Here is a 20,776-nt window from a genome sequence, read left to right as displayed (position 1 = left end):
CTTATAGCCATTGTAAAATAGTCTGTGGGAGTAAGTCTTTATCTACAACTTGTGTGTGAATTTCATTTTTAGCAAAGAGTTCCAAAATTTGTCCTGGAATGGTAATAGAGAATTTTTTTGCAAGAGCATGTAACGCTTCTTCATCGCTTAAATCTCCCATTTCTAAGGCCTTTGTGAGAGTTGGTGCGAATTTAGTCCATTCTGCAGTGGAGCAAAGTATGCAAGGAATACTAGAATCAAGGCTTTGGATTTGTTCGTAAGCCTTAATACCACAAGCAGTGTGTGGATCAATAATAATCCCCATAGTAGCGTATTTTTTAAGTGTTTCAAGGCAATAAGAATCATCACAAAAAGTAGCTTCAAAATATTGCTTAATCATTTGAAGTTCGGATTTTTCAAGAGAATATTTTTTATTTTTTTCAAGATTTTCCATTAGCTCTCTTGTGCGATTTTCCCCAAAGAGCGCAAATAACACTCGTTCAATATTAGAACTTTTTAGAATATCCATTGCAGGAGAATAGGTTTTTTGCAAAGATTTGTGAGAAATATCATAAGTTCCTGTTTGGATAAATTCTGTAAGGATATTATTAGAATTTGAGGCAATCCAAATTTTTTGGATAGGGAAGCCCATTATTTTTACATAAAATGCACCAAGCGCATTTCCAAAATTCCCGCTAGGGACAATGATATTAATAGGTTTTTTGGTTAGTTTATAAACTTGCAAACTAGAATAAATATGATAAAGAATCTGAAATGCGATTCTCCCAAAATTGACAGAATTTGCAGCACTTAGAGAAATGTTTTTTTGTTCCAAAGTTGCTTTGAAATTTTCATCTTTTAAGAGAGTTTTTAGCATATTTTGCGCATCATCAAAATTTCCATTAATTCCAATTACTTTAAGATTTTTGGCTTCTAGGGTTGTCATTTGTAGGCGTTGGACATCGCTTGTGCCACCTTTTGGATAAATGCAAACGACTTTGATGTTTGGCTTATTTGCAAAACTTTGGAGAGTAGCAGGACCGGTGTCTCCACTTGTCGCTGTTAAAATAAGATATTCTTTGGAAGAATTGCTAATAAAATCACTAAAAATTGAGCCAAAAGGCTGCAATGCCATATCCTTAAAAGCTCTTGTTGGACCACAATAGAGCTTTTGAATATAGAGAGTTTCATTGATTTTTTCAAGTGGAGCAGGAATCTCTGGGTTATCAAAATTTTCATAAAGCTTTAAGGCGTTTTCAAGGATTGAATCTTTGATGCCTAATCCTAGTGATTGAAAGATATTTTTTGCAAGAGAAGCATAATTTAAATTTGCAAAAGATTGAATTTGCTCCTTAGAAAAAGTGGGTAAGTTTTTTAAAGTGTATAATCCGCCATAAGGAGCATTAGGGTTTAAGAGAGCATCTTGAAAGGTTACAGAAGGGCAATTCCCTCCCCTTGTCCCTGTGAAGTATTGTTGTTGCACGCAAGTCCTTTATTAAAAATTGTCGTATTTTATCATAGCTTAAGCTAAAAAAATCTTAGTTTCTTTTGCTTTAAATAGGGATTTTAAAGTTTATTTTTTAAATATGAAGCTTTGGAGTTAAACTTTTCCTAAAAAATTTAGGAAAAGAATTAAAAAGGCCAAACACTTTCAATAAGTTTTGTTCCCCAGCCTTTTTCTGTGCTCTTCTTAAGTTCGCCTTGGGTGTCATACATAATCTTTGCATCAGCGATATATTGAGATTCAATGGTATTGTTTCTTGCAATGTCTGTTGGGCGCACAACGCCACTTAAATGGATAATTTGTTTTTCGCCATTAATTAGCACTTCGCGACTACCTTCAATAAAATAATTGCCATTTTGTAAAACTTTAATAATCCTTGCTGCAATGGTTGTGGTAAAGGTTTCTTGGCGGTTTTGAGTTCCTGTTCCTGCATAAGTAGAAGTGTTGTTCCCAAGGTTAATTCCAAAACCTGTGGCATTGTTGATTCCATTAACAATGCTTCCGATGCTTGAGCTAGATCCCGCATAAGAAAGGCTTGGAGCGCCAAAAGTTCCACTTGAATTTTCATTCAGATTCTTATTGGCACTTGAGCTTGCTTGGGCGGTTTGATTGATGATAACAGTTACAAGATCATTTAGCTGCATTGCACGCCTATCAGAAAAAAGTAAGTTATCTCCCTGTCCAAAAATACTACCTGGATTTCCGAAATTATCCTCTTCCTCTTTGGGTGGTAATTCTTCAACATAAGCAGGTGGTTTAAAGGAGATTTGCGGTTCTGTGGTGGCACAACCATTTAGTAGCAGTCCATAGATAAAAGCAAGACTTGGGAAAGCAGTTTTTAAAAAGTGCGTGGTTTTCATAGCTTATCCTTTGTTTTTGGTTTCTTTATTAAGAAATAAGCAAAGTTCGTTCCAAGTTAATTTTCTCTAAAAATTTATTTTTTTATGATTTTTTCTTGATTCTCTTTAAAGGTATTTTAAAAATTAAAGTAATTTTTATAGTAATTTTTTGTAGAATCATCATATTTTTATGCATATTATTCGGAGGAATTGTGAGTATTAAAGATTTTTTGCGGTATGAAAGGGCTTTGCATTTAAATGTTGAAGATATGCAAAGAATTGGAGTTATTACTTTGTTTGTATTGTTAATTATAGTCTTAGTGATGTGGAATGATGATAACATTACAAACTCGTTATTTTTAGGATTTGCTGCAATTGTTGGTGGATATATGGCACTTAATATTGGCGCTAATGATGTTGCTAATAATGTTGGTCCTGCAGTTGGTTCTAAGGCTTTAAGCATGTTTGGAGCAATTACAATTGCAGCAATTTGTGAAATTTCAGGAGCTTTGATTGCTGGAGGTGAAGTTGTAGATACGGTGCGTTCTGGAATTATTTCTATGGATGCGATTGGTGATTCACGGAATTTTGCAACTTTAATGTTAGCAGCCTTGCTCTCTGGTGCAATTTGGCTACATTTTGCTACTGCAATTGGTGCGCCAGTTTCAACAACACATTCTATTGTGGGTGGAATCTTAGGGGCAGGAATTGCAGCGGGTGGCTTTGGTGTAGCTAATTGGATGGAGTTTGGGAATATTGCTGCTAGTTGGATAATTTCGCCTGTGAGTGGTGGGATTATTGCTGCTTTATTGCTATTTTTTATTAAAAATACCATTACTTATAAACAAGATAAAAAGCAAGCAGCTAAGAGGGTTGTCCCTTATTTAATTGCTTTTATGACTTGGGCTTTTACTTTATATCTCATTAATAAGGGTTTAAAGAATGTAATTGCAGTAGATTTTGCAAGCGCACTGATAGTTAGTATAGTTCTTGCTGTGGTGGTGTTTTTGACAGTTAGGGTGATGATTGCTAATGCTGTGGAGAGTATGGAAAACAAAAAAGAGGAAATCAACAAACTCTTTACCATTCCTTTGATTTTTTCTGCAGCACTTTTGAGTTTTGCACATGGAGCAAATGATGTGGCAAATGCTATTGGACCTTTGGTAGCTATTTATGATGCGTTAAAAGAAGGTTTTAGTTTGGGCAGTCAAACGAGTATTCCATTTTGGATTATGTTTTTGGGTGGGCTTGGAATTTCTATTGGTTTGGCATTATTTGGTCCTAAATTAATTAGAATGGTTGGAAGTGAGATTACTGAGCTTGATCAGATTCGTGCCTTTTGTATTTCTATGAGTGCAGCTCTGACTGTGCTTATAGCAAGTGAGCTTGGAATGCCGGTTAGTTCTACGCATATTGCTGTTGGTGCGGTCTTTGGTGTAGGGTTTTTGCGCGAGTATTTAAAGAAGCGGTATAAGCAAATGGAGCTAAAAATACTAGAATCTTATAAGGGTAATGATAGTGAGCAAATTCGGAGATTCTTGGAGCGTTTTAGAAGGGCTTCCATTAAGAAAAAGGCAGCTATTTTAAAAAGCATTGATAGAAAAAAAGCAAAACGCAAAGAAGGGATTCCAGAAATCAAGAAAAAAGAGCAAAAACAACTCAAAAAAGTCTATCAAGAAGAGCTTGTTAAGCGTTCAGCAATTAATAAAATCATTGCAGCTTGGTTAATTACCGTTCCACTCTCTGCATTGCTAGGTGCGGTAAGCTTTTTTGTTTTGCGATGGATGGGAATTTAAGCCTTGGATTATTCTAAGTCGATTTATGTTATTGGTGATGTGCATGGATGTTTGGATACTTTGTGTGCTTTGATTGAAAAATTACCACAAAAATGGGATTCGCAGATTATTTTCACGGGAGATTTGATAGATAGAGGAGCAAAATCCTGTGAAGTTGTGGATTTGGTGATGAAATATAATTATGCCTGTGTGCTTGGGAATCACGAAGAGTTAATGTTAGAATATTATCATGCTATTCCTTCAAAAAGTTATAATAAAATTTGGATTAATAATGGTGGCTATGAAGCAATGGAGAGTTACCAAAGAAATGGTGGATTTGAGAAGATTCACGAGCATTTGGAGTGGTTTTTAAAGTTGCCACGATTTTTAGAGATTCCGCTTTGTGATGAAAAAGGACAAAGACTTTTTGTAACCCATGGTTTTGGATTGCCTTACTACAAAGAAAAAGAAAAGAAAGCAGAAATGGTGACTTGGAGTCGGCTAAAATCTCATAATTGGGAAAAAGAATCAAAGAAAAATTATGGGGTTTTTAATGTCTTTGGGCATGATGTGCGAAAAGTGCCAATGATAATGGAGAATTTTGCAGCAATTGATACAGGCTGTGTGTATGTGGGAGATGATTCTAAAAGTGCGGTATTGAGTGCTATAGAGTGGCCTAGTAAGCAGATTTTTCAACAAGATAATTGTGAGAGATAAAATGTCAAAAAATAATGTTGTTTTATTGGGTGGCAGTAATTCTATGATGAAAAATGGCATAAAAAGTGGATTGGAGCAAGATAATGTCCATTTGACTAATTTGGCTTTAGGTGCTTCAGGGAGTTTGCAAAATTTATATGAATTAAAATTGCCACGCAATCAAAAAGCTATTATGGAGGCGGATATTATCATTACAGAAAGCAACATTAACGATATTGAAAATCTTAATGCATATGCTAAGCTAAAGCTAGAAGTGGTTATTGCAAGTATAGCCTATCTTTATAATGAATTGTCTAAGTTGAATAAGAAAGTACTTGTTTTAATTTTACCTCTTTATGATAAAAGTTATTCTGATATAGAAACAATTAATAATGCTCATAGATATTGGGCTAAAAAACATGGGTTTAATGTGATAGATATGCATGGTTTTTATGAAGAAAAGAATGTGATGGACTTTTATATGCAGGGAGATAAATTGCATCAAATTAACCCAATAATGAAAACATTGGGACAAAATATTGCAAGTTATTTAGATTTGCTTAAAGGACAAAAAAATACCAACATTACAGAAACACAAAAAATGTATTTTACTATTCTTTCTCCAAAAGATATGGAAGGTGGGGAAGAATTAGAAGTTAATGAGATAAAAAATTCTGTATTTTGTGAAAAAGCTTTTAAAATAGATAAAGATATTGAATTAAAATTTAAAGAGCAATATTATAATACTTTTTTAGTGGGGATTCATACTTGGAATAATGAAAAAACAGATATTGGTGGAGATTTCATTGCTTCAAAAATGCGTATTAAAACTAAAGATTTTTGCATTATCAAGGGTAGCCCTAATGGCAGAATCTTTCACACCATTAATCCTATTTTAATTGATAGTCAAGTTACCATTTCTTTGGCAAATAAAAATACTCAAATGACAGAGGGGAGTGAATGGTTAAATACTAAACCTAAAAAGATATTGGATTATTGCAATTTGGTAGATTTTTTTGTAGTATCTTGCGAAAAATTAGAATATGAAAGCTTTTTAAAAGAAGATATAAAAATAGAAAAAGAATATGATTTTAATTTTTTAATTCCTGATGTAATATTTATCAAGGAAGCCATTGAGGAGTATTGTGGTGGAATTGCCGGAAGTATCAGCTATTATCTGTTATTGATAAAATTAGGCGAAGCGGTACTGAAAGCCCCTAAGAGATGGTATAAAGGAGGGTATCTGTGGCTCTGGTATAAGGTTTATCAAATTAAGAAAAAATACGCAAAAGAGCTTAAGGAGAGAGAATAAAGTCTTGTGATCCATTGCTTGAGTGATAAATGGTTGTGCCATAGTTGAGTGAGAAATATCGCATTAAAAGTTTTTGTAGAGTTGGTTCTATACTGGGCTTAAACCAAGCATTGTTGCTAATAGCAATCAAAAAACTTGGAGAATCTTGATAAAATTCTTGTCTTGTAGCTTCATAGCAAATTGCAATTTGAAAGTGTTGATTTTGGAGAATTGTTGAGTTTGGTTTTTGATTGGAATTGGTTGTAAAATCCATTCCACCTTTAAAAAAGATTTGATTGATTAAATCTACAAAGAATTGGGGGAGGGGGATTTTTTCGCCAAAAGGAACCAAGATAATTTTATCAAAAATTTGCATTTCTCCTTGATTAAAAAGATAAGCACTATTGTAATAAGAATTGCCTTGCTTATGGATAGCACCCACTAAAATCGTTAAATCTTGACTTAAATCTTGCAATATTTTAAGCAGAGAATCTTCGGCATTTAGAGCGATAGGGAAAGCGGTTTCAGGTAAAATTACTAAGTCATATTTTTCTTGTTTGGCTTGTTGAATAAGGCTAAAATTTTCATCAATAATTTGTTTTAAATTGCTAGAATCCCAGCGTAAATTTTGGGGAATATTTGTAGAGATTGTTTTGATTTTAAGGGGCGATTCTTTGGGAGTTGGGTAGAGAGTTTGGCTAAATATCCCAATGCTAAATAAACCCAAAATAAGCCATAAAAAGCTTATTTTGTAGAATTGCTTTTGAATAAGAAAGCTAAAAATAACAAGCAATATTAATAAAAGTGCAAGAATGCTTTTTGAAGGAAAAAAGTAGCTTTGAGTGAGTGTTAATTCAGGAATAAACCAATTAAAACTAAAAGGATGAATAAAGCTTGCACAAAGTAGGACAGAGATTCTGTAAATTGGGGTTTTAAAATAACACAAAGCTAAAAAAAAGATTCCAAAAATCAATGCTACAAAAATCCAAACTAATGGAATAAGGTAGGTTAAATCATAAAAACGAAAGCTTAAGCCAATCCAATAAAACCATAAAATTCCAATGCTACTACCACAAACAAAAGCACTTAAACGCGAGAGTTGCAGTAGCATAAAAAATCCAATAATTGCAAAAAAGCTAGAGAAAAGAGGGTGTCTCCAAGTGTTAAAAAAATGCTCTTCATAAATAAAAACACTTAAAAAAAGAGCCGCAAGAATCCCCAGTGTAATTTGGGTGAATTTTGTTTTGCTAGATGAAAATATCCCTATCAAGTGAAGTTTCCAAAACTTAAAGAAATTTCTAATTCCATTTTTTTGAGATGGGCGATAACTTTTTGGAGCTCGTCAATGTCTTTGGATTTAATGCGAATCTCATTCCCTTGAATCTGCGTTTGGACTTTGAATTTTTGATTCTTAATTTCTGCGTTAATGGTTTTTATATTTTTATCATCTAAGGCATCATTAAGTTTGTAAGTTATTTTGAGATTTCCTCCACTTGCATTGTCTTTGGAGACTTCTTTTAAAACTTTTAAAGAAAGATTGCGTTTGATGAGTTTGGAATCAAAAATATCCTTAATAGTCTTTGCTTTATTTTCGCTTGTGGCAAGAATAGTGAGAGATTTTTCTTTTTCATTAAAATCTAAATCTTTAACTTTATCATCTTTAAAATCAAAGCGGTTTGCAATTTCTTTTTTTGCTTGTTCTAGGGCGTTTTTAAATTCTTGAATATCAACTTTTGCTGAGAGATCAAAACTGTGTTCCTTGCTTGCCATTTATTTTCCTTTTTGTAATGATTTTTTAAAGATTTTTTCTTATCATATCTTTTTTTAGGTTAGTTTTGTGTAAAATAATAAAGTTAATTATGTATTTTCTAAAAGGTTTTTTGTTTTGAATAGTTTTAGTTATTTTGATTTGGTCGTTGGTTTGCTTATTGTATTGGTTGGACTTAAAGGTATTGTAAATGGTTTTATCCGTGAGGTTTTTGGATTAATTGGAATTGTGGGTGGTGTTTTTATCGCTTCAGTTTATGCAACAGAAGCGGGGGGTTGGATAAGCCAACATATTTACACTTTTGAAAATCCATCGGCTATTTCATTGATTGGTTTTTTAGTCTTGCTTGCATTAGTATGGATTTTATCTTTGGTGATTGCAGAACTTTTGCAAAAAGTTACAAGAATTAGTACTTTAAATTCTATGAATCGTATTTTGGGCTTTTGCTTTGGGGCTTTTAAAACCTTTATGATTTTTTCAATCATTTTTTATGCAATTTCTAATGTTCAAGTAGCAAAGAGATTTATGCAAAAATACACAGACAATAGCTTTTTATACCCATTATTACTTGATTCTGGAGCGGTAATTATTAAGCTTGATTTACCACAAGGGGAGGTTAAGGAAGCTAAAGAAAAAATAGAAGAAAAAAATTAGTAACTACAAAAGGATGGAGGAATCTAACTAAAATTAATAAGATTAAGCAAAAGATTAAAGGAGTTCAGTTGTTTGAAGATGATATTTATGTTCAAGGTCGAATTCAAAAAGCCAATTCCCTAAGGGAGATAGGAATCAATCCTTATGGCAATGGGGTGCCAAAGGAGATGGATTGCAAGGCTTTTTTGGAGGCTTTTGATACACTTAAAACTCTAGAGAGTGAAGAAAAAAAAGATATAAATAAAAATGCACAAGTCGCTGGTAGAATTAAATTTATTCGCCTTATGGGAAAAGCGGCTTTTATTAAAATTGAAGATAATAGTGGGATTTTACAGATTTATCTTTCTAAAAATGAATTGGGTGAGAGATTTGATATTTTTAAAAAATACATTGAGGTAGGCGATATTATTATGGCAAAGGGCTTTCCTTTTGTAACAAAAACAGGAGAATTAAGCCTACATGCCCTAGAGTTTCAAATTCTTACTAAAGCCATTAGTCCTTTACCAGAGAAATATCACGGATTAGTAGATATTGAAATGCGCTATCGCCAAAGATATTTGGATTTGATTATGAATAAGGAAGTGCGAGATACTTTTGTTTTGCGCTCTAAAATCGTTTCTTGTGTGCGGAAGTTTTTTGAAGAAAATGGCTTTTTAGAAGTGGAAACGCCAATGATGCACCCAATTCCTGGTGGTGCAAATGCCAAACCTTTTGTTACTTTTCATAATGCTTTAAATGTGGAGCGTTATTTAAGAATCGCTCCTGAGCTTTATTTAAAAAGACTTGTTGTGGGCGGATTTGAAGCTGTCTTTGAGATTAATCGTAATTTTAGAAATGAGGGAATGGATCACTCACATAATCCGGAATTTACGATGATTGAGTTTTATTGGGCTTATAAGGATTATAAAGATTTAATTCAATTAACTAAGGTGCTTTTTAATTATCTTTTTGAAGCCTTGAATCTTTCTAAAACTTTGCAGTTTAATGAAAAAGAGATTGATTTTAGTGAGTTTAGAGAGATTACTTATTTGGATTCTTTAGTGGAGATTGGTGGAGTTCCTAGAGAAGTTGCGACCAATGAGGATAAATTATATGAGTATTTAATTAGCCATAATATAAAAATAGAATCAAAAATGGAATTGGGTAAATTGCAAAGTGAAGCTTTTGACGCTTTTGTGGAAGATAAATTAATTAATCCAACTTTTATTACAGATTTTCCTATTGCTATTAGCCCACTTGCAAGGCGTAATGATTATAATCCAGAAATTGCTGATAGATTTGAATTGTTTATCGGTGGAAGCGAGATTGCCAATGGATTTAGTGAATTAAATGATCCATTAGATCAATATGAGCGCTTTAAGGCTCAAGTAGCTGCAAAAGAAGCAGGAGATGAAGAAGCGCAATATATGGATGAGGATTATATTACAGCACTTTCTTATGGTATGCCTCCAACGGCTGGAGAAGGGATTGGTATAGATAGGCTTGTAATGTTATTAACAGGTCATAACATTATCAAAGATGTGATTTTATTTCCTGCACTTAAACCACAAAAAAAGGATTAAAATGAGTTATTTTTTGGAAAGTTCAGATCAAGAGGTTTTTGGTTTTATACAAGAAGAATTAAATCGCCAAAATACACATTTAGAAATGATTGCTAGTGAAAATTTCACCTTTCCTAGCGTTATGGAGGCTATGGGGAGTGTTTTAACCAATAAATATGCCGAAGGTTACCCTTATAAGCGTTATTACGGGGGTTGTGAATTTGTAGATAAAATAGAAGAATTAGCAATTAATCGGGCTAAAAAACTTTTTGGTTGTGAATTTGCAAATGTGCAACCACACGCTGGTTCTCAAGCCAATGGCGCAGTGTATGCGGCATTGCTTAAGCCATATGATAAGATTTTGGGAATGGATTTAAGCCACGGTGGGCATCTAACACATGGATCAAAGGTGAGCATTACAGGGCAAATGTATCAAAGCTTTTTTTATGGGGTGGAGTTAGATGGGTATATCAACTATGATAAAGTTCAAGAAATAGCTCAAATTACAAAACCTAATATGATTATTTGTGGGTTTAGTGCATATTCAAGGGAGCTAGATTTCAAGCGTTTTAGAGAAATTGCAGATAGCGTTGGAGCGATTTTGTTAGCGGATATTGCTCATGTTGCAGGACTTGTAGTAGCAGGAGAATATCCAAACCCATTCCCTTATGCAGATATAGTAACGACTACAACACACAAAACTTTACGCGGACCTAGGGGAGGAATGATACTGACTAATAATGAAGAATTTGCTAAAAAAATTGACAAGGCAGTATTCCCTGGAATGCAAGGTGGTCCTTTGATGCATGTCATTGCGGGTAAGGCAGTTGGATTTGGAGAGAATCTAAAGCCAGAATGGAAAACATATGCAAAGCAAGTCAAGGCTAATGCGAGGATTCTAGCTAGTGTGTTGCAAAAGAGAAATTATAAAATCGTGAGCAATGGAACAGATAATCATTTGATTTTATTGTCATTGCTTGATAAAGACTTTAGCGGTAAAGATGCGGATTTAGCATTAGGCAATGCAGGGATTACGGTAAATAAAAACACAGTTCCAGGTGAGATTCGTAGTCCATTTGTTACTAGTGGTGTGAGAATTGGTTCTCCAGCATTAACTGCAAGAGGATTTAAAGAGGCAGAATTTGAGATTGTGGCTAATAGAATTGCTGATGTTTTAGATGAAATACAAAATACACAAAAGCAAGCACAAATAAAAGAGGAATTAAAGGAGCTTGCGTTAAAATTCCCTGTGTATAACAAAGCAATATTTTAAAACTTTTAAAAAGAGGTGGAAATGCTAACAGATATGGATTTGAAACTTATCAAAATGATTACCACCCATTATTGGATTAAAGAGCCAGGAATTGGACAAAAAATCCACCATAATGGTCGGATCTTTTATGATAAATTTAAAAGAGTTGATGAGCCGCTTACTAGAACTATTCTACAAAGTCATTTTAAAAAAGAAATTACGGTGGCGCATTCTCTTATTAATGCTCAAGAAAAAGTGGAAAATATTGTATTTGATTATAATGGTTTTAATGCGGAGAGATTTTGGCATAGAGCGCAATTGCTTTTAAGAGAAGAGGGGTTTATTAACTTCACTGCTTATGAAACAAAGACACCAGGGCATTTACATCTCTATATTCATAAAGGACATACGACTTTTCAAGAAGCTTGTCAATTAGGAAAAATGTTAAGTGCGAAGTTGGCGCAAAAAATGCCAACAGAGTGGAAAATGTTTCCTTCGCTTGATATTCCTAGAAGTTTCAATGTCCTTGCAGTTCCTTATCGGGTTTATAATAAGGAGCGTGGGGCATCTTGGTCGAAACATATGTAAAGGAGAGAAAATGAAAAATATTGATGAGAACAAAAAAGAGGAATTAGAGCTTGATGATTTGCTAATTAGTGGTAACGAAGATGAAGAAGTAAGAGAATCTAAGAGTAAAAAAACAATTTTATTAGTAGCAATTGGAGTGGTTTTATTTGCTATTATTATTTTGGTAGTGTATTTATTACAGGGTGATACCAAACAGGCAACTTCAACAAATACTGCAATTAACAAGCCATTAGAAGAGGCAAAGTTACCAGAGGTTGAACAAAAAGAAACTAATACAGATTTTGGGCAAGTTCCAATTCAATCTCAAAATTCAAGCAATTCTGATGAACAATTCCAGAGAATCATTGATCAAATCAAAGCCCAGCAAAAAGAACAAAGCTTACCTAATCCGCCTAAAGAGGAAGTTGCTCCTATAAAAGAAGTGGTTGCGCCAAGCAAATCTGAACCTGAGGCGAAAAAGGTGGATAATAATGTGGCAACTCCAAGTGCTCCTAATGTAGCAACACAATCAAATCAAAGTAGTAATGAAATTACAAAAGGATTTTATATTCAAGTGGGATCTTTTAGTAAGTTTTCTCCTAATAAAGAGTTGCTAGGGACTATTAAAGATTTGAATTTTAAATATAATATGCAAAAGGCAGGTGAGGTTAATCGCTTATTAATTGGTCCTTTTAAAACAAAGTTAGATGCGCAAAATCAACTTGGCTTGGTCAAAGAAAGACTTAATAAAGATGCCTTTATTAAAGAAATCAAATAAGCTTCATGCTTGTTTGGTTAAAATTTAATAATAAAACCTCTTTCTAAATTAGCAAGATCTTGGTAAAATTCTAGCTTCTGATGCGGAATATTTTGCATAAGACTTTCTATACTTTCTCTTTGATTATAGCCCATTTCACAAATTAAGTGTGGAATCTCATTTTCATAAGCCAATCTAATGATTTGATGAAGTATTTCATCTCCCTTCTCTCCGCCAAATAGAGCCTTTTGCGGCTCAAAGCTAAGAGAAGTTGGCAGAATCTCCCCTTTTTTGATATAAGGGGGGTTAGAAACTAATAAATCAAAACAGATATTTTCTTCTTTGTTAAAATCTAAAAAGGAACTTTTATAGAGTTTGATGTTTGAAACTTTGAATTTTTTAAGATTAACATGAGTGTTAAAAAGCGCCTCTGGGGCAATATCACTTGCATAAAAGTTTAAGTTTGAATCGGGTAATAAAAGAGCTAACATAATGCTTATAATTCCACTTCCAATGCCAATTTCAGCGATATTTTTGTAATTATTTTGCGCAATAATATCTTTTGCTTTATCTACCAAAATTTCTGTTTCAGGGCGGGGAATTAAAACTCCTCTATCAATGTAAAATTCTTCTCCATAAAAACCAACTTTATTAGTAATATATTCAATGGGTTCAAGATTTTTTCGCCTTTGGATAAGATCTATAAAAAGCATTTCGTGAAAGGATGAGAGATTTTGTGTGCTATGGCTGTGGAGATAGATTCTAGATTGGTTTAGAATGTGAGAGAGTAGGATTTCAGATTCTAAATAAGGGCGTTGGATTTGATTGTTTTTTAAAGCATGAGCGCCAAAGTCTATAGCTTCTTTGAGTGTCATTTTTGATTCTCAAATGCCAAATGTTCGCAATTTAGAGCGATTAATCGCGCCATAAGGGGTGGATGAGTGTAATAAAAGCGCATATAAAGTTTGTGTGAAAGGGGGAATGAATTGTTTTCTTTTACAAGTAGCAAAAGGGCTTTGGCTAAGGCTTCATTACTAGTGAGTTTGGCACCAAATTGATCGGCATTGTATTCATTTTTGCGGCTAAAATAACCAAGAATGGGGGTAAAATAAAAGCCAATTGGCGCACTTAAAAGCAATAAAAAAACAATAATGCTGTGTGGAGATTGCACAATATTGGCTTCTGCAAATAGGGATTGTGGCAAATTGGCAATTAAAAGCAATAAAACAAAAAAGAAAGACAAAACGAGCACCATCATTTTATAAATATCATTGCGTTTAAAATGTCCTAATTCATGCCCTAAAACTGCCAAAATAGAATCTTTTGGGATTTTTTCTAAGAGTGTGTCAAACAAAATCACACGCTTTGTTTTGCCAATACCACCAAAATAAGCATTTAATCTACCATCTCGGCGTGAGGCATCCATAACAAAAACTCCGTTAGAATGGAAGCCAACTTTAGTTAAAAGATTTTGAATGGCATTGCTTAAATCTTTATCTTCTAGGGGGGTGAATTTGTTAAATAAGGGCGCAATTAAAGTGGGATATAAAAGGTTAGTTCCAATAATAAAAAGAGCGCCTATAATAAAAGCATAAAACTCCCATGAAGGGATATTGGCAATAATCCAAGTAAAAATAAAAATCAAAATACCGCCTAATATCAATAAAAGCAAAAAAGATTTTATGGTATCAGCAAGAAAAAGTTTGATTCCGCCTTTGGCAAAGCCAAACTTTTTATCAATTACTAGAGTCTTATAAGCATCAAATGGCAAAGAAAAAAGGCTTTGGATGAATAAAAATAACAAAACAAAGAGTGTGCTACCTAGGAGTGAGTTTGTGGGTAAGAGAGATTCTAGTATTTGTAACCCAAAAAGAATCCAAACCCATAGCAAACAAAAATCTACAAGGGTATTTAAAAAGGAGATTTTTTCCTTGATAATAGAGTAATTAGCGGCTTTTTTAAATGAAGTCGAATCTAAAATATAAGGTTTTTTGTTATATTGGGTTTTGAGAAATCTAAGTTCAATAATACTTAGAAACATTTTGGGGAGTGTTAAAAATAGACCATAAAATAAAATAAAAGACATTAATTTCCTTGCAATAGGTGAATTTTGCAAATTATAGCAAAAGTTGATGAAAATAGAGTTTTAAATAGCAGTTTGCAAGTAGTTTTGTTATAATTTTGTAAAATATTATGGGTTGGAGAATTATGGCTTTATTAGAAAGAAATGATATTGCAATTGATTTGGGCACAGTAAATACCATTGTGAGAAATAATGCAGAAGATATTATATTTTGCGAAGCGACTTGTATTACTTTAGAGGATATGGGCGATTCTAAGAGAGTGGTGTGTATTGGTGATCAGGCAAAGAAGATGATGGGGCGCGCACCAAGTAATTTTGAAGTGATTAATCCGCTTTTAAATGGAGCCATCAGTGATTTTGAAACAACAAAAACTTTTATTAGTGCTTTGATTTCTCTTGGTCAAACTTCGAAACTTGCACCGCGCGTTGGGATTAGTATTCCAAGGAATCTCACGCAAGTAGAGCGCCATTCTTTGTATGAAGCTACAATACTTGCAGGAGCCAAAGAAGCCTTTTTGATAGAAGATCCCTTTAGTGCTAGTGTGGGGGCAGGATTAGATATTAGCACAGCAAGAGCAAAAATGGTGATTGATGCGGGTGGGGGCTTGATTGAAGCAAGTGTTATTTCTCTTGGAGGTTTGATAGCAAGTGCTTTTACAAAAGAAGCGGGAGATTTTGTGGATTACGCCTTAATAGAGTATTGCAGGTATAACAAAAATATCGGCATTAGTAAAGAATTGGCAGAAAAAATTAAGCGACAAATCAGAGTTTTTGGTGAAAATCCTATTATTAATATTGGCGCTAAGTCTTTATCTAATGGAATGCCTATTTCCTATGAATTGAATTTAGATGAGTTAAAGCATGTGCTTTTGACAGGAATGTTTAAAATCAAAAATACTATTTTAGAAACAATTCAGAAGTCTCCACCTCAAATTGCACCTGATTTGATAGAAGATGGAGCAATTCTTACTGGGGGTATGGCATTGATAGAGGGAATGAAAGAATTTTTAGAAGAAGAACTTAAAATGCAAATCAACCTTTCTCCTAATCCTTTGTTGGATATTTCTAAGGGGGCTTGTATAATTATGCAAAATTATGATGCTTATGATAGAGTGGAATGGAGCGGAGGGAGTATCGTTGATAATTCCTAAGGGTTTAGAGCTTTGGTTAAGCAAAGAGGGGAGAAATATAGCTTTTCATGCTGGAAATTTAACCAAAGAAGCAGTTAAGCAAAATCAAAGTATAGAGCTACAAAGTCGTGGTTATTCTATAGAGCAATTGTGCTTTTTAAATCAAGTGCATGGGGATAATATTTTAAAGGCTTCTAGTGGTGGATTGCTTGGCGATGGAGATGGAATTGTTTTGGATAAAATCGGCTTAGTTGGCTTAATTATGGTGGCAGATTGTAATCCTATTGTTGTGTTTGATAAGGCTAAGCGAGTTTTAGTATTGCTTCATGCAGGTAGGCTTGGTGTAGAAAAAGGAATTGTTTTTAAGGCATTTTCTCTTTTGCAGAGAGAATATCAAAGTTGTTTGAGCGATCTTTTTGTTTATATTGGTCCATCAATTAGAGGATGTTGCTATGAAGTGGGCATAGAAGTCTTAAGCCAAGCGCTAGAGAGGGGCAAGATTGCTAAAGAAAGAAAAATATATTTAGATTTAATAGAAGTTTTAAAAGAACAATTTAAGGAAATTGGTATTTGTGATTATGAGATTGATCCGCTTTGTACTTGTTGCAGTGGGCGATATTTTTCTTATCGTAGGGATAGAAATTGTGGGAGATTTGGAATATTCGCAAGTTTGACTGAAAAGTAAGGCGATTCTGCTATAAAGCAGAATCTAGTCTTTAGTGTAGAGCTGAATTGAGTTCTATTTTTCGGTTAGAGCGAAAAGCAATCATAACACCACTCTTAGAATCGCATCGGAAGTGGATTCCATTTTTGCCTGAAAGTTCCCTGCCTTTGTAAAGCCCATTGTCTTTGATTTCAAAGTCTGGATTAATTTCTTTAATTTTTTGAGCTTCTTGCGGAGCAATTTGGAAAATTGTTCCTGCTAAAATCGCAATTCCACCATCTACAATACACCCATCGCCCAAACTAATACCTGTAGAGCTATTTACGCCAAGTAGGCAGTTTTTACCAATGCTAATAGGATCAGAGTTACCACCACTTAGCACACCTAAAATACTTGCACCACCGCCAACATCACTACCTTCCCCAACAATTACGCTAGATGAGATTCTGCCCTCATTCATGCACGTGCCCATTGCACCGGCATTGAAATTCACATAGCTTGCTCCAGGCATTTGTGTATAACCACCGGTTCCTAAATACGCACCAAATCGAGTTTTTGCAGTGTCAAGAAGGCGGATATTGTCATATTGTGGAATAACTTGCATTAAGTAGCGTGGGAATTTATCGACAAAATCAATTGCAGGGAATTCTCCACGCATTTTAAGAGCAATTTCATTTTCTCTTAGCCAATCTAGCTCAAAAGGCACATTTCCACTCCACGCTACATTGCTTAAAAGCCCAAAGATTCCATCTAGATATAAACTTCTAAGAGGTGCTTTGCCCAAAGAGAGTGCAAGGAGTTTCATATAAGCAGATTCAACACTTTTACATTGCTTATCTTCATAGATGGCGCAGAATCGGTATCTAAAATCGCCATTTTCAGTATAGATTCTATCCTCTTGTAAAGCGCGTTGTAATTCTAAGACTACTGCTACATTTTTATGTGCGTTAGGATTGCTTTGAGTTTCTGCTAAATAAGGAGAGAAAGCTTCTAAGGCTTTGATAACAAACTCTTCTGTGATACCAAAAACCAATTCGCTTTCACAATCCTCTAAGATTTCACACTCTTCGCGCAAATCCCAAAAAATAGCATAACTACCAAAATTTTCTTGCCAGTTTAAAACAGGGTAAGTGGCTTGTAAAACTTTGTTGCTCATTACTCCGACATCAGCATAGCAGATTCCAAAGCCAAGAGGCGTTTTATAATTACTTTTTGCTTGAATCTCACTTACTTTTTGTTTAAAATCGTTTGTATTCATATAAATTCCTTCCATTTTTTATTTTGCTATTATAACCAAAGTTTAACAATTCTACAAAAATTAAAGTGAAGTTAGAATATAATTGAAGTCTAGAGATTAGAGGGAGTAGATTTGAAAATGCAACAAGATTTTTTGTTTTTAGTATTAATGGGTGCGGTGATAGGGATTTTATTTTTGGGTTTGTTGGCTGCCTTTTTGCTAAAAAAACCTAAGGTGGCTAAGGAGGCAAAAAACTTTCCTAGAGCCCAAGAGATTTTAGAAGCTTTAAAGCAAAAAGATAAAAGTTTGGAGGATTTAAAAAAGTGTGTAAATTTGGCTAAGATTTACTATAATGCTTATATGGAAGAAATTTTAGATTTTGATGTGCAATTTGTATTATTGCTTGCAACGCATAGAGCAGTCAATGCAAAATTGCTTTTAGAGATTGAATCGTATTTTAAAAGTGCTAATCCTAGTCGCAAAGAGATTGTAGATAAAGCTTTAGAAGTTGGAGTAACAAACCGAAAATGAGAGCAGTTTTTTAATTTAATCTGTAGAAATTTAAGTTAATTTCTATATAATTTCTTCAAAAAAAAGGTAAAAAATGCAGTGTCCAGTTTGTAGTGGCGTAGATTTAGTGATGAGTGAGAGAAGTGGTGTTGAGATTGATTATTGCCCTAAATGTCGTGGAGTTTGGCTTGATAGGGGTGAATTAGATAAAATTATTGAGCGTTCTACTCAAAATATGCAAACTCCAAGGTATGAGGAAAGAAGGCAATATGGGGATACAAGATACAAAGAAAACTATAAGCCTAAAAAACGAGAAAGTTTTTTGGGTGAATTATTTGATTTTTAGACTATGATTATTATTCCTGCTAGATTAAAATCTACACGCTTCCCTAATAAGATTCTTGCTCCCATTGGCGGGATTCCTATGGTGATTCGAGTTGCAAAAATAGCAAAAGAAGTGGATGAGGTTGTGATTGCTTGTGATGATGCTAGCGTAAAAGAAGTGTGTGAGCAATATGGCTTCAAGTCTATTCTAACAAGCAAAGAGCATGAGAGTGGCACAGATAGAATCGCAGAATGTGCAAGAATTTTGGGCTTAGGACAAGATGAAATTATCATTAATTTGCAAGGAGATGAGCCCTTTATTGAAAAAGAAGTGATACAAAAATTAAAAAGTCTTATGGAATCTAAGCTAAAAGAAAAAGGGGAAATCCCTTTTATGGGGAGTTGTATGCGAGTGGTTTCAAAAAAGGAGGCAGAAGATCCTAATTTAGTTAAAGTTGTGATAAATCAAGAAAAAGAAGCGATTTATTTTTCGCGCGCTAGGATTCCTTATGATAGAGAAAATATTCTTGATTCGCATGATAAGTGGCAGTATTTTGGGCATTTAGGAATCTATGCTTTTAGTGGAAAGAGTTTGCAAGAATTTTGTAATCTACCTAAGTTGGCGCTAGAAGAAATTGAAAAATTAGAGCAGTTAAGAGCCATAGAAAATAAAAAAACAATTGTAATGGTGGAAGTGTGTAGTCAATCTTTTGGGATTGATACTAAAGAAGATTTAAAAAGGGCTTTAGAAATTTTTTCTCTTTAGAATAAAATTTGTAGATTCTAGTTTGTCTGACTAAAGGCTTAGAATCTGCAAAGCTTAAGTGGTATTTGTGAATAATTTATTTTTAACCAAATGATAAAATTTACCTTTTGTGAAAGTAATTGATTCTAAAGAAAATAAAGCTATAGATTTTAATTATCTTTAAGGTTTTTTAGAGTAAAAGCTAAATTCATTTTGATTTTTTAGAAAATGAAAGATTTTATAAATTTATTTGAATAATTTGAAAGGATAATAAAATGAGTGAGGCTAACAAAAGGGTTTATTTGGATAATAATGCAACAACAATGTTAGACCCTAAAGCTAAGGAATTAATGGATTCTTATTTTTGTGAAAAATATGGTAATCCTAATTCCTTGCACATTTTTGGAACAGAAACGCACAAAGTCATTAGGGAAGCCTTTAATCATCTCTATGAGGGTATTAATGCAAGAGATGAAGATGATATTATCATCACTTCTTGTGCTACAGAATCAAATAACTGGGTGTTAAAAGGTGTGTATTTTGATGTTTTACGCTTTGGTGAAAAGAATCATATTATTACTACAGATGTAGAGCATCCAGCGGTTTTGGCAACCTGTAGATTTTTAGAAAGTCTTGGAGTGGAAGTAACTTACCTCTCCATTGGCGAAAATGGGACATTAGATGCTAAGCAAGTAGAAGAAGCCATTACAGATAAAACAGCGTTAGTTAGCATTATGTGGGCAAATAATGAAACAGGAATCATTTTTCCTATTGAAGAAATTGGTGCAATTTGTAAAAAAAGGGGTGTTTTATTTCATACTGATGCGGTGCAGGCTATCGGCAAAATTCCTGTTGATGTGCAAAAGGCTAATGTGGATTTTCTAAGCTTTAGTGCGCATAAATTCCACGGACCTAAAGGAATTGGTGGGCTTTATATTAAAAAAGGTGTGAAATTAACTCCACTTTTCCATGGTGGTGAGCATATGGGTGGAAGACGCAGTGGAACGCTTAATGTGCCTTATATTGTTGCAATGGGAGAGGCAATGCGACAAGCTTGTTTGTATTTGGATTTTGAACGCAATAATGTAAGACGATTGCGTGATAAACTAGAAGATGCACTACTAGAAATTCCTGATGTATTTGTTGTGGGAGATAGAGCGTTGCGTGTGCCTAATACGATTTTGGTGAGTATTCGTGGAGTTGAAGGGGAAGCAATGCTTTGGGATTTGAATAAAAATGGTATTGCTTGTTCAACAGGAAGTGCTTGTGCGAGTGAAGATTTGGAGGCAAATCCAGTTATGAGTGCCATTGGTGCAGATAAGGAATTAGCGCATACTGCAGTAAGAATCTCTTTAAGTCGTTTTACAACGCAAGAAGAAATTGACTATGCAATCACTATTTTTAAAAAATCAATTGAACGCCTAAGAGCGATTTCAAGTAGCTATTAAAAAGGATTAAAT

The 20,776-nt window shown here is 33.9% G+C and carries 21 protein-coding genes; 14 read left to right on the top strand and 7 right to left on the bottom strand.

Going from position 1 to position 20,776, the window contains the following annotated elements; genetic code table 11:
- Position 1: 1 nt before the first annotated feature.
- Both thrC and flgH read right to left on the bottom strand, forming a co-directional pair.
- The gene (gene thrC / locus CCY98_RS02280; RefSeq protein WP_112056968.1) at positions 2-1,462 is read right to left on the bottom strand and encodes a threonine synthase; all 1,461 of its coding nucleotides are present in this window, start codon (positions 1,460-1,462) and stop codon (positions 2-4) included.
- A 149-nt stretch (positions 1,463-1,611) separates the two neighbouring features.
- A complete protein-coding gene (gene flgH / locus CCY98_RS02275; RefSeq protein ID WP_112056967.1) occupies positions 1,612-2,343 on the bottom strand; it encodes a flagellar basal body L-ring protein FlgH in 732 nt (243 codons plus the stop codon).
- A gap of 191 nt (positions 2,344-2,534) precedes the next feature.
- Here flgH and CCY98_RS02270 point away from each other — a divergent pair, with 191 nt between their 5' ends.
- Genes CCY98_RS02270 through CCY98_RS08410 form a run of 3 tightly spaced genes read left to right on the top strand, consistent with a single transcriptional unit; the run spans position 2,535 to position 6,105 of the window.
- Positions 2,535-4,118 (top strand): inorganic phosphate transporter, encoded by a 1,584-nt coding sequence (locus tag CCY98_RS02270; protein ID WP_112056966.1) that lies wholly within the window; start codon positions 2,535-2,537, stop codon positions 4,116-4,118.
- 3 nt (positions 4,119-4,121) lie between these two features.
- On the top strand, positions 4,122-4,814 hold the full coding sequence (locus CCY98_RS02265; RefSeq protein ID WP_112056965.1) for a metallophosphoesterase family protein: 693 nt from the start codon (positions 4,122-4,124) through the stop codon (positions 4,812-4,814).
- A 1-nt stretch (position 4,815) separates the two neighbouring features.
- Entirely contained in the window at positions 4,816-6,105 is a 1,290-nt protein-coding gene (locus CCY98_RS08410) for an SGNH/GDSL hydrolase family protein (protein ID WP_181566524.1), read from the top strand.
- On the opposite strand, the gene CCY98_RS02255 is transcribed toward CCY98_RS08410, so the two are convergent.
- Both CCY98_RS02255 and CCY98_RS02250 read right to left on the bottom strand, forming a co-directional pair.
- Positions 6,089-7,354, bottom strand: a complete 1,266-nt coding sequence (locus CCY98_RS02255; RefSeq protein ID WP_112056964.1) for an apolipoprotein N-acyltransferase — start codon at positions 7,352-7,354, stop codon at positions 6,089-6,091. The two genes, CCY98_RS08410 and CCY98_RS02255, sit on opposite strands and share 17 nt — an antisense overlap.
- Entirely contained in the window at positions 7,351-7,854 is a 504-nt protein-coding gene (locus CCY98_RS02250) for a YajQ family cyclic di-GMP-binding protein (RefSeq protein WP_112056963.1), read from the bottom strand. The genes CCY98_RS02255 and CCY98_RS02250 overlap by 4 nt, the downstream gene beginning before the upstream one ends.
- 115 nt (positions 7,855-7,969) lie before the next feature.
- Between CCY98_RS02250 and CCY98_RS02245 the strand changes: the two genes are divergently transcribed.
- The 5 genes from CCY98_RS02245 to CCY98_RS02225 all read left to right on the top strand — a co-directional run bounded on the left by CCY98_RS02245 (position 7,970) and on the right by CCY98_RS02225 (position 12,644).
- Complete coding sequence (locus CCY98_RS02245; RefSeq protein WP_112056962.1) at positions 7,970-8,506, top strand: CvpA family protein; 537 nt, start codon at positions 7,970-7,972, stop codon at positions 8,504-8,506.
- Positions 8,507-8,574: 68 nt separating this feature from the next.
- Entirely contained in the window at positions 8,575-10,068 is a 1,494-nt protein-coding gene (gene lysS / locus CCY98_RS02240; RefSeq protein WP_112056961.1) for a lysine--tRNA ligase, read from the top strand.
- 1 nt (position 10,069) lies between these two features.
- Positions 10,070-11,320, top strand: coding sequence for a serine hydroxymethyltransferase (locus tag CCY98_RS02235; protein WP_112056960.1), 1,251 nt, complete (start codon positions 10,070-10,072; stop codon positions 11,318-11,320).
- A gap of 21 nt (positions 11,321-11,341) precedes the next feature.
- Entirely contained in the window at positions 11,342-11,887 is a 546-nt protein-coding gene (locus CCY98_RS02230) for a DUF1882 domain-containing protein (RefSeq protein WP_112056959.1), read from the top strand.
- Between the two features lie 10 nt (positions 11,888-11,897).
- Positions 11,898-12,644, top strand: coding sequence for an SPOR domain-containing protein (locus CCY98_RS02225; protein WP_112056958.1), 747 nt, complete (start codon positions 11,898-11,900; stop codon positions 12,642-12,644).
- 17 nt (positions 12,645-12,661) lie between these two features.
- On the opposite strand, the gene prmC is transcribed toward CCY98_RS02225, so the two are convergent.
- Together prmC and CCY98_RS02215 are read right to left on the bottom strand one after the other, a co-directional pair.
- Positions 12,662-13,498: a peptide chain release factor N(5)-glutamine methyltransferase gene (gene prmC / locus CCY98_RS02220; RefSeq protein WP_112056957.1), complete on the bottom strand. Its 837-nt coding sequence runs from the start codon at positions 13,496-13,498 to the stop codon at positions 12,662-12,664.
- On the bottom strand, positions 13,495-14,709 hold the full coding sequence (locus tag CCY98_RS02215) for a M48 family metallopeptidase (RefSeq protein ID WP_112056956.1): 1,215 nt from the start codon (positions 14,707-14,709) through the stop codon (positions 13,495-13,497). The genes prmC and CCY98_RS02215 overlap by 4 nt, the downstream gene beginning before the upstream one ends.
- Before the next feature lie 122 nt (positions 14,710-14,831).
- On the opposite strand from CCY98_RS02215, the gene CCY98_RS02210 reads away from it, so the two are divergent.
- Entirely contained in the window at positions 14,832-15,857 is a 1,026-nt protein-coding gene (locus CCY98_RS02210; protein ID WP_112056955.1) for a rod shape-determining protein, read from the top strand.
- Positions 15,844-16,521, top strand: coding sequence for a polyphenol oxidase family protein (locus CCY98_RS02205; RefSeq protein ID WP_112056954.1), 678 nt, complete (start codon positions 15,844-15,846; stop codon positions 16,519-16,521). The genes CCY98_RS02210 and CCY98_RS02205 overlap by 14 nt, the downstream gene beginning before the upstream one ends.
- Positions 16,522-16,552: 31 nt before the next feature.
- Here the strand turns inward: CCY98_RS02205 and CCY98_RS02200 are convergent, their stop codons facing one another.
- A complete protein-coding gene (locus CCY98_RS02200; RefSeq protein WP_112056953.1) occupies positions 16,553-17,758 on the bottom strand; it encodes a 2,3,4,5-tetrahydropyridine-2,6-carboxylate N-succinyltransferase in 1,206 nt (401 codons plus the stop codon).
- A gap of 117 nt (positions 17,759-17,875) precedes the next feature.
- Here CCY98_RS02200 and CCY98_RS02195 point away from each other — a divergent pair, with 117 nt between their 5' ends.
- The 4 genes from CCY98_RS02195 (at position 17,876) to CCY98_RS02180 (ending at position 20,764) form a co-directional block, all read left to right on the top strand.
- Positions 17,876-18,268: a hypothetical protein gene (locus CCY98_RS02195; protein WP_112057085.1), complete on the top strand. Its 393-nt coding sequence runs from the start codon at positions 17,876-17,878 to the stop codon at positions 18,266-18,268.
- Positions 18,269-18,341: 73 nt separating this feature from the next.
- Positions 18,342-18,593, top strand: coding sequence for a zf-TFIIB domain-containing protein (locus tag CCY98_RS02190; RefSeq protein ID WP_112056952.1), 252 nt, complete (start codon positions 18,342-18,344; stop codon positions 18,591-18,593).
- Between the two features lie 3 nt (positions 18,594-18,596).
- Entirely contained in the window at positions 18,597-19,337 is a 741-nt protein-coding gene (gene kdsB, locus CCY98_RS02185) for a 3-deoxy-manno-octulosonate cytidylyltransferase (protein WP_112056951.1), read from the top strand.
- 254 nt (positions 19,338-19,591) lie between these two features.
- Positions 19,592-20,764, top strand: a complete 1,173-nt coding sequence (locus CCY98_RS02180; protein ID WP_112056950.1) for a NifS family cysteine desulfurase — start codon at positions 19,592-19,594, stop codon at positions 20,762-20,764.
- Positions 20,765-20,776: the final 12 nt, after the last annotated feature.

Origin of the sequence: Helicobacter sp. 11-8110, assembly GCF_003288905.1 — a bacterium.
Lineage (GTDB): Bacteria > Campylobacterota > Campylobacteria > Campylobacterales > Helicobacteraceae > Helicobacter_D > Helicobacter_D colisuis.
The sequence above is the reverse complement of the archived record's forward strand: the minus strand, read 5'-3'. Positions and strand labels throughout refer to the sequence as shown.

Excerpts from the sequence above, each read along its gene's own strand:
- CCY98_RS02195 (WP_112057085.1), top strand. The coding sequence starts at position 17,876 with ATGCAACAAGATTTTTTGTTTTTAGTATTAATGGGTGCGGTGATAGGG.
- CCY98_RS02230 (WP_112056959.1), top strand. The coding sequence starts at position 11,342 with ATGCTAACAGATATGGATTTGAAACTTATCAAAATGATTACCACCCAT.
- CCY98_RS08410 (WP_181566524.1), top strand. The coding sequence starts at position 4,816 with ATGTCAAAAAATAATGTTGTTTTATTGGGTGGCAGTAATTCTATGATG.
- CCY98_RS02200 (WP_112056953.1), bottom strand. The coding sequence starts at position 17,758 with ATGAATACAAACGATTTTAAACAAAAAGTAAGTGAGATTCAAGCAAAA.
- CCY98_RS02215 (WP_112056956.1), bottom strand. The coding sequence starts at position 14,709 with ATGTCTTTTATTTTATTTTATGGTCTATTTTTAACACTCCCCAAAATG.
- flgH (WP_112056967.1), bottom strand. The coding sequence starts at position 2,343 with ATGAAAACCACGCACTTTTTAAAAACTGCTTTCCCAAGTCTTGCTTTT.
- CCY98_RS02250 (WP_112056963.1), bottom strand. The coding sequence starts at position 7,854 with ATGGCAAGCAAGGAACACAGTTTTGATCTCTCAGCAAAAGTTGATATT.
- CCY98_RS02190 (WP_112056952.1), top strand. The coding sequence starts at position 18,342 with ATGCAGTGTCCAGTTTGTAGTGGCGTAGATTTAGTGATGAGTGAGAGA.
- CCY98_RS02180 (WP_112056950.1), top strand. The coding sequence starts at position 19,592 with ATGAGTGAGGCTAACAAAAGGGTTTATTTGGATAATAATGCAACAACA.
- CCY98_RS02210 (WP_112056955.1), top strand. The coding sequence starts at position 14,832 with ATGGCTTTATTAGAAAGAAATGATATTGCAATTGATTTGGGCACAGTA.
- kdsB (WP_112056951.1), top strand. The coding sequence starts at position 18,597 with ATGATTATTATTCCTGCTAGATTAAAATCTACACGCTTCCCTAATAAG.
- prmC (WP_112056957.1), bottom strand. The coding sequence starts at position 13,498 with ATGACACTCAAAGAAGCTATAGACTTTGGCGCTCATGCTTTAAAAAAC.
- CCY98_RS02225 (WP_112056958.1), top strand. The coding sequence starts at position 11,898 with ATGAAAAATATTGATGAGAACAAAAAAGAGGAATTAGAGCTTGATGAT.
- CCY98_RS02235 (WP_112056960.1), top strand. The coding sequence starts at position 10,070 with ATGAGTTATTTTTTGGAAAGTTCAGATCAAGAGGTTTTTGGTTTTATA.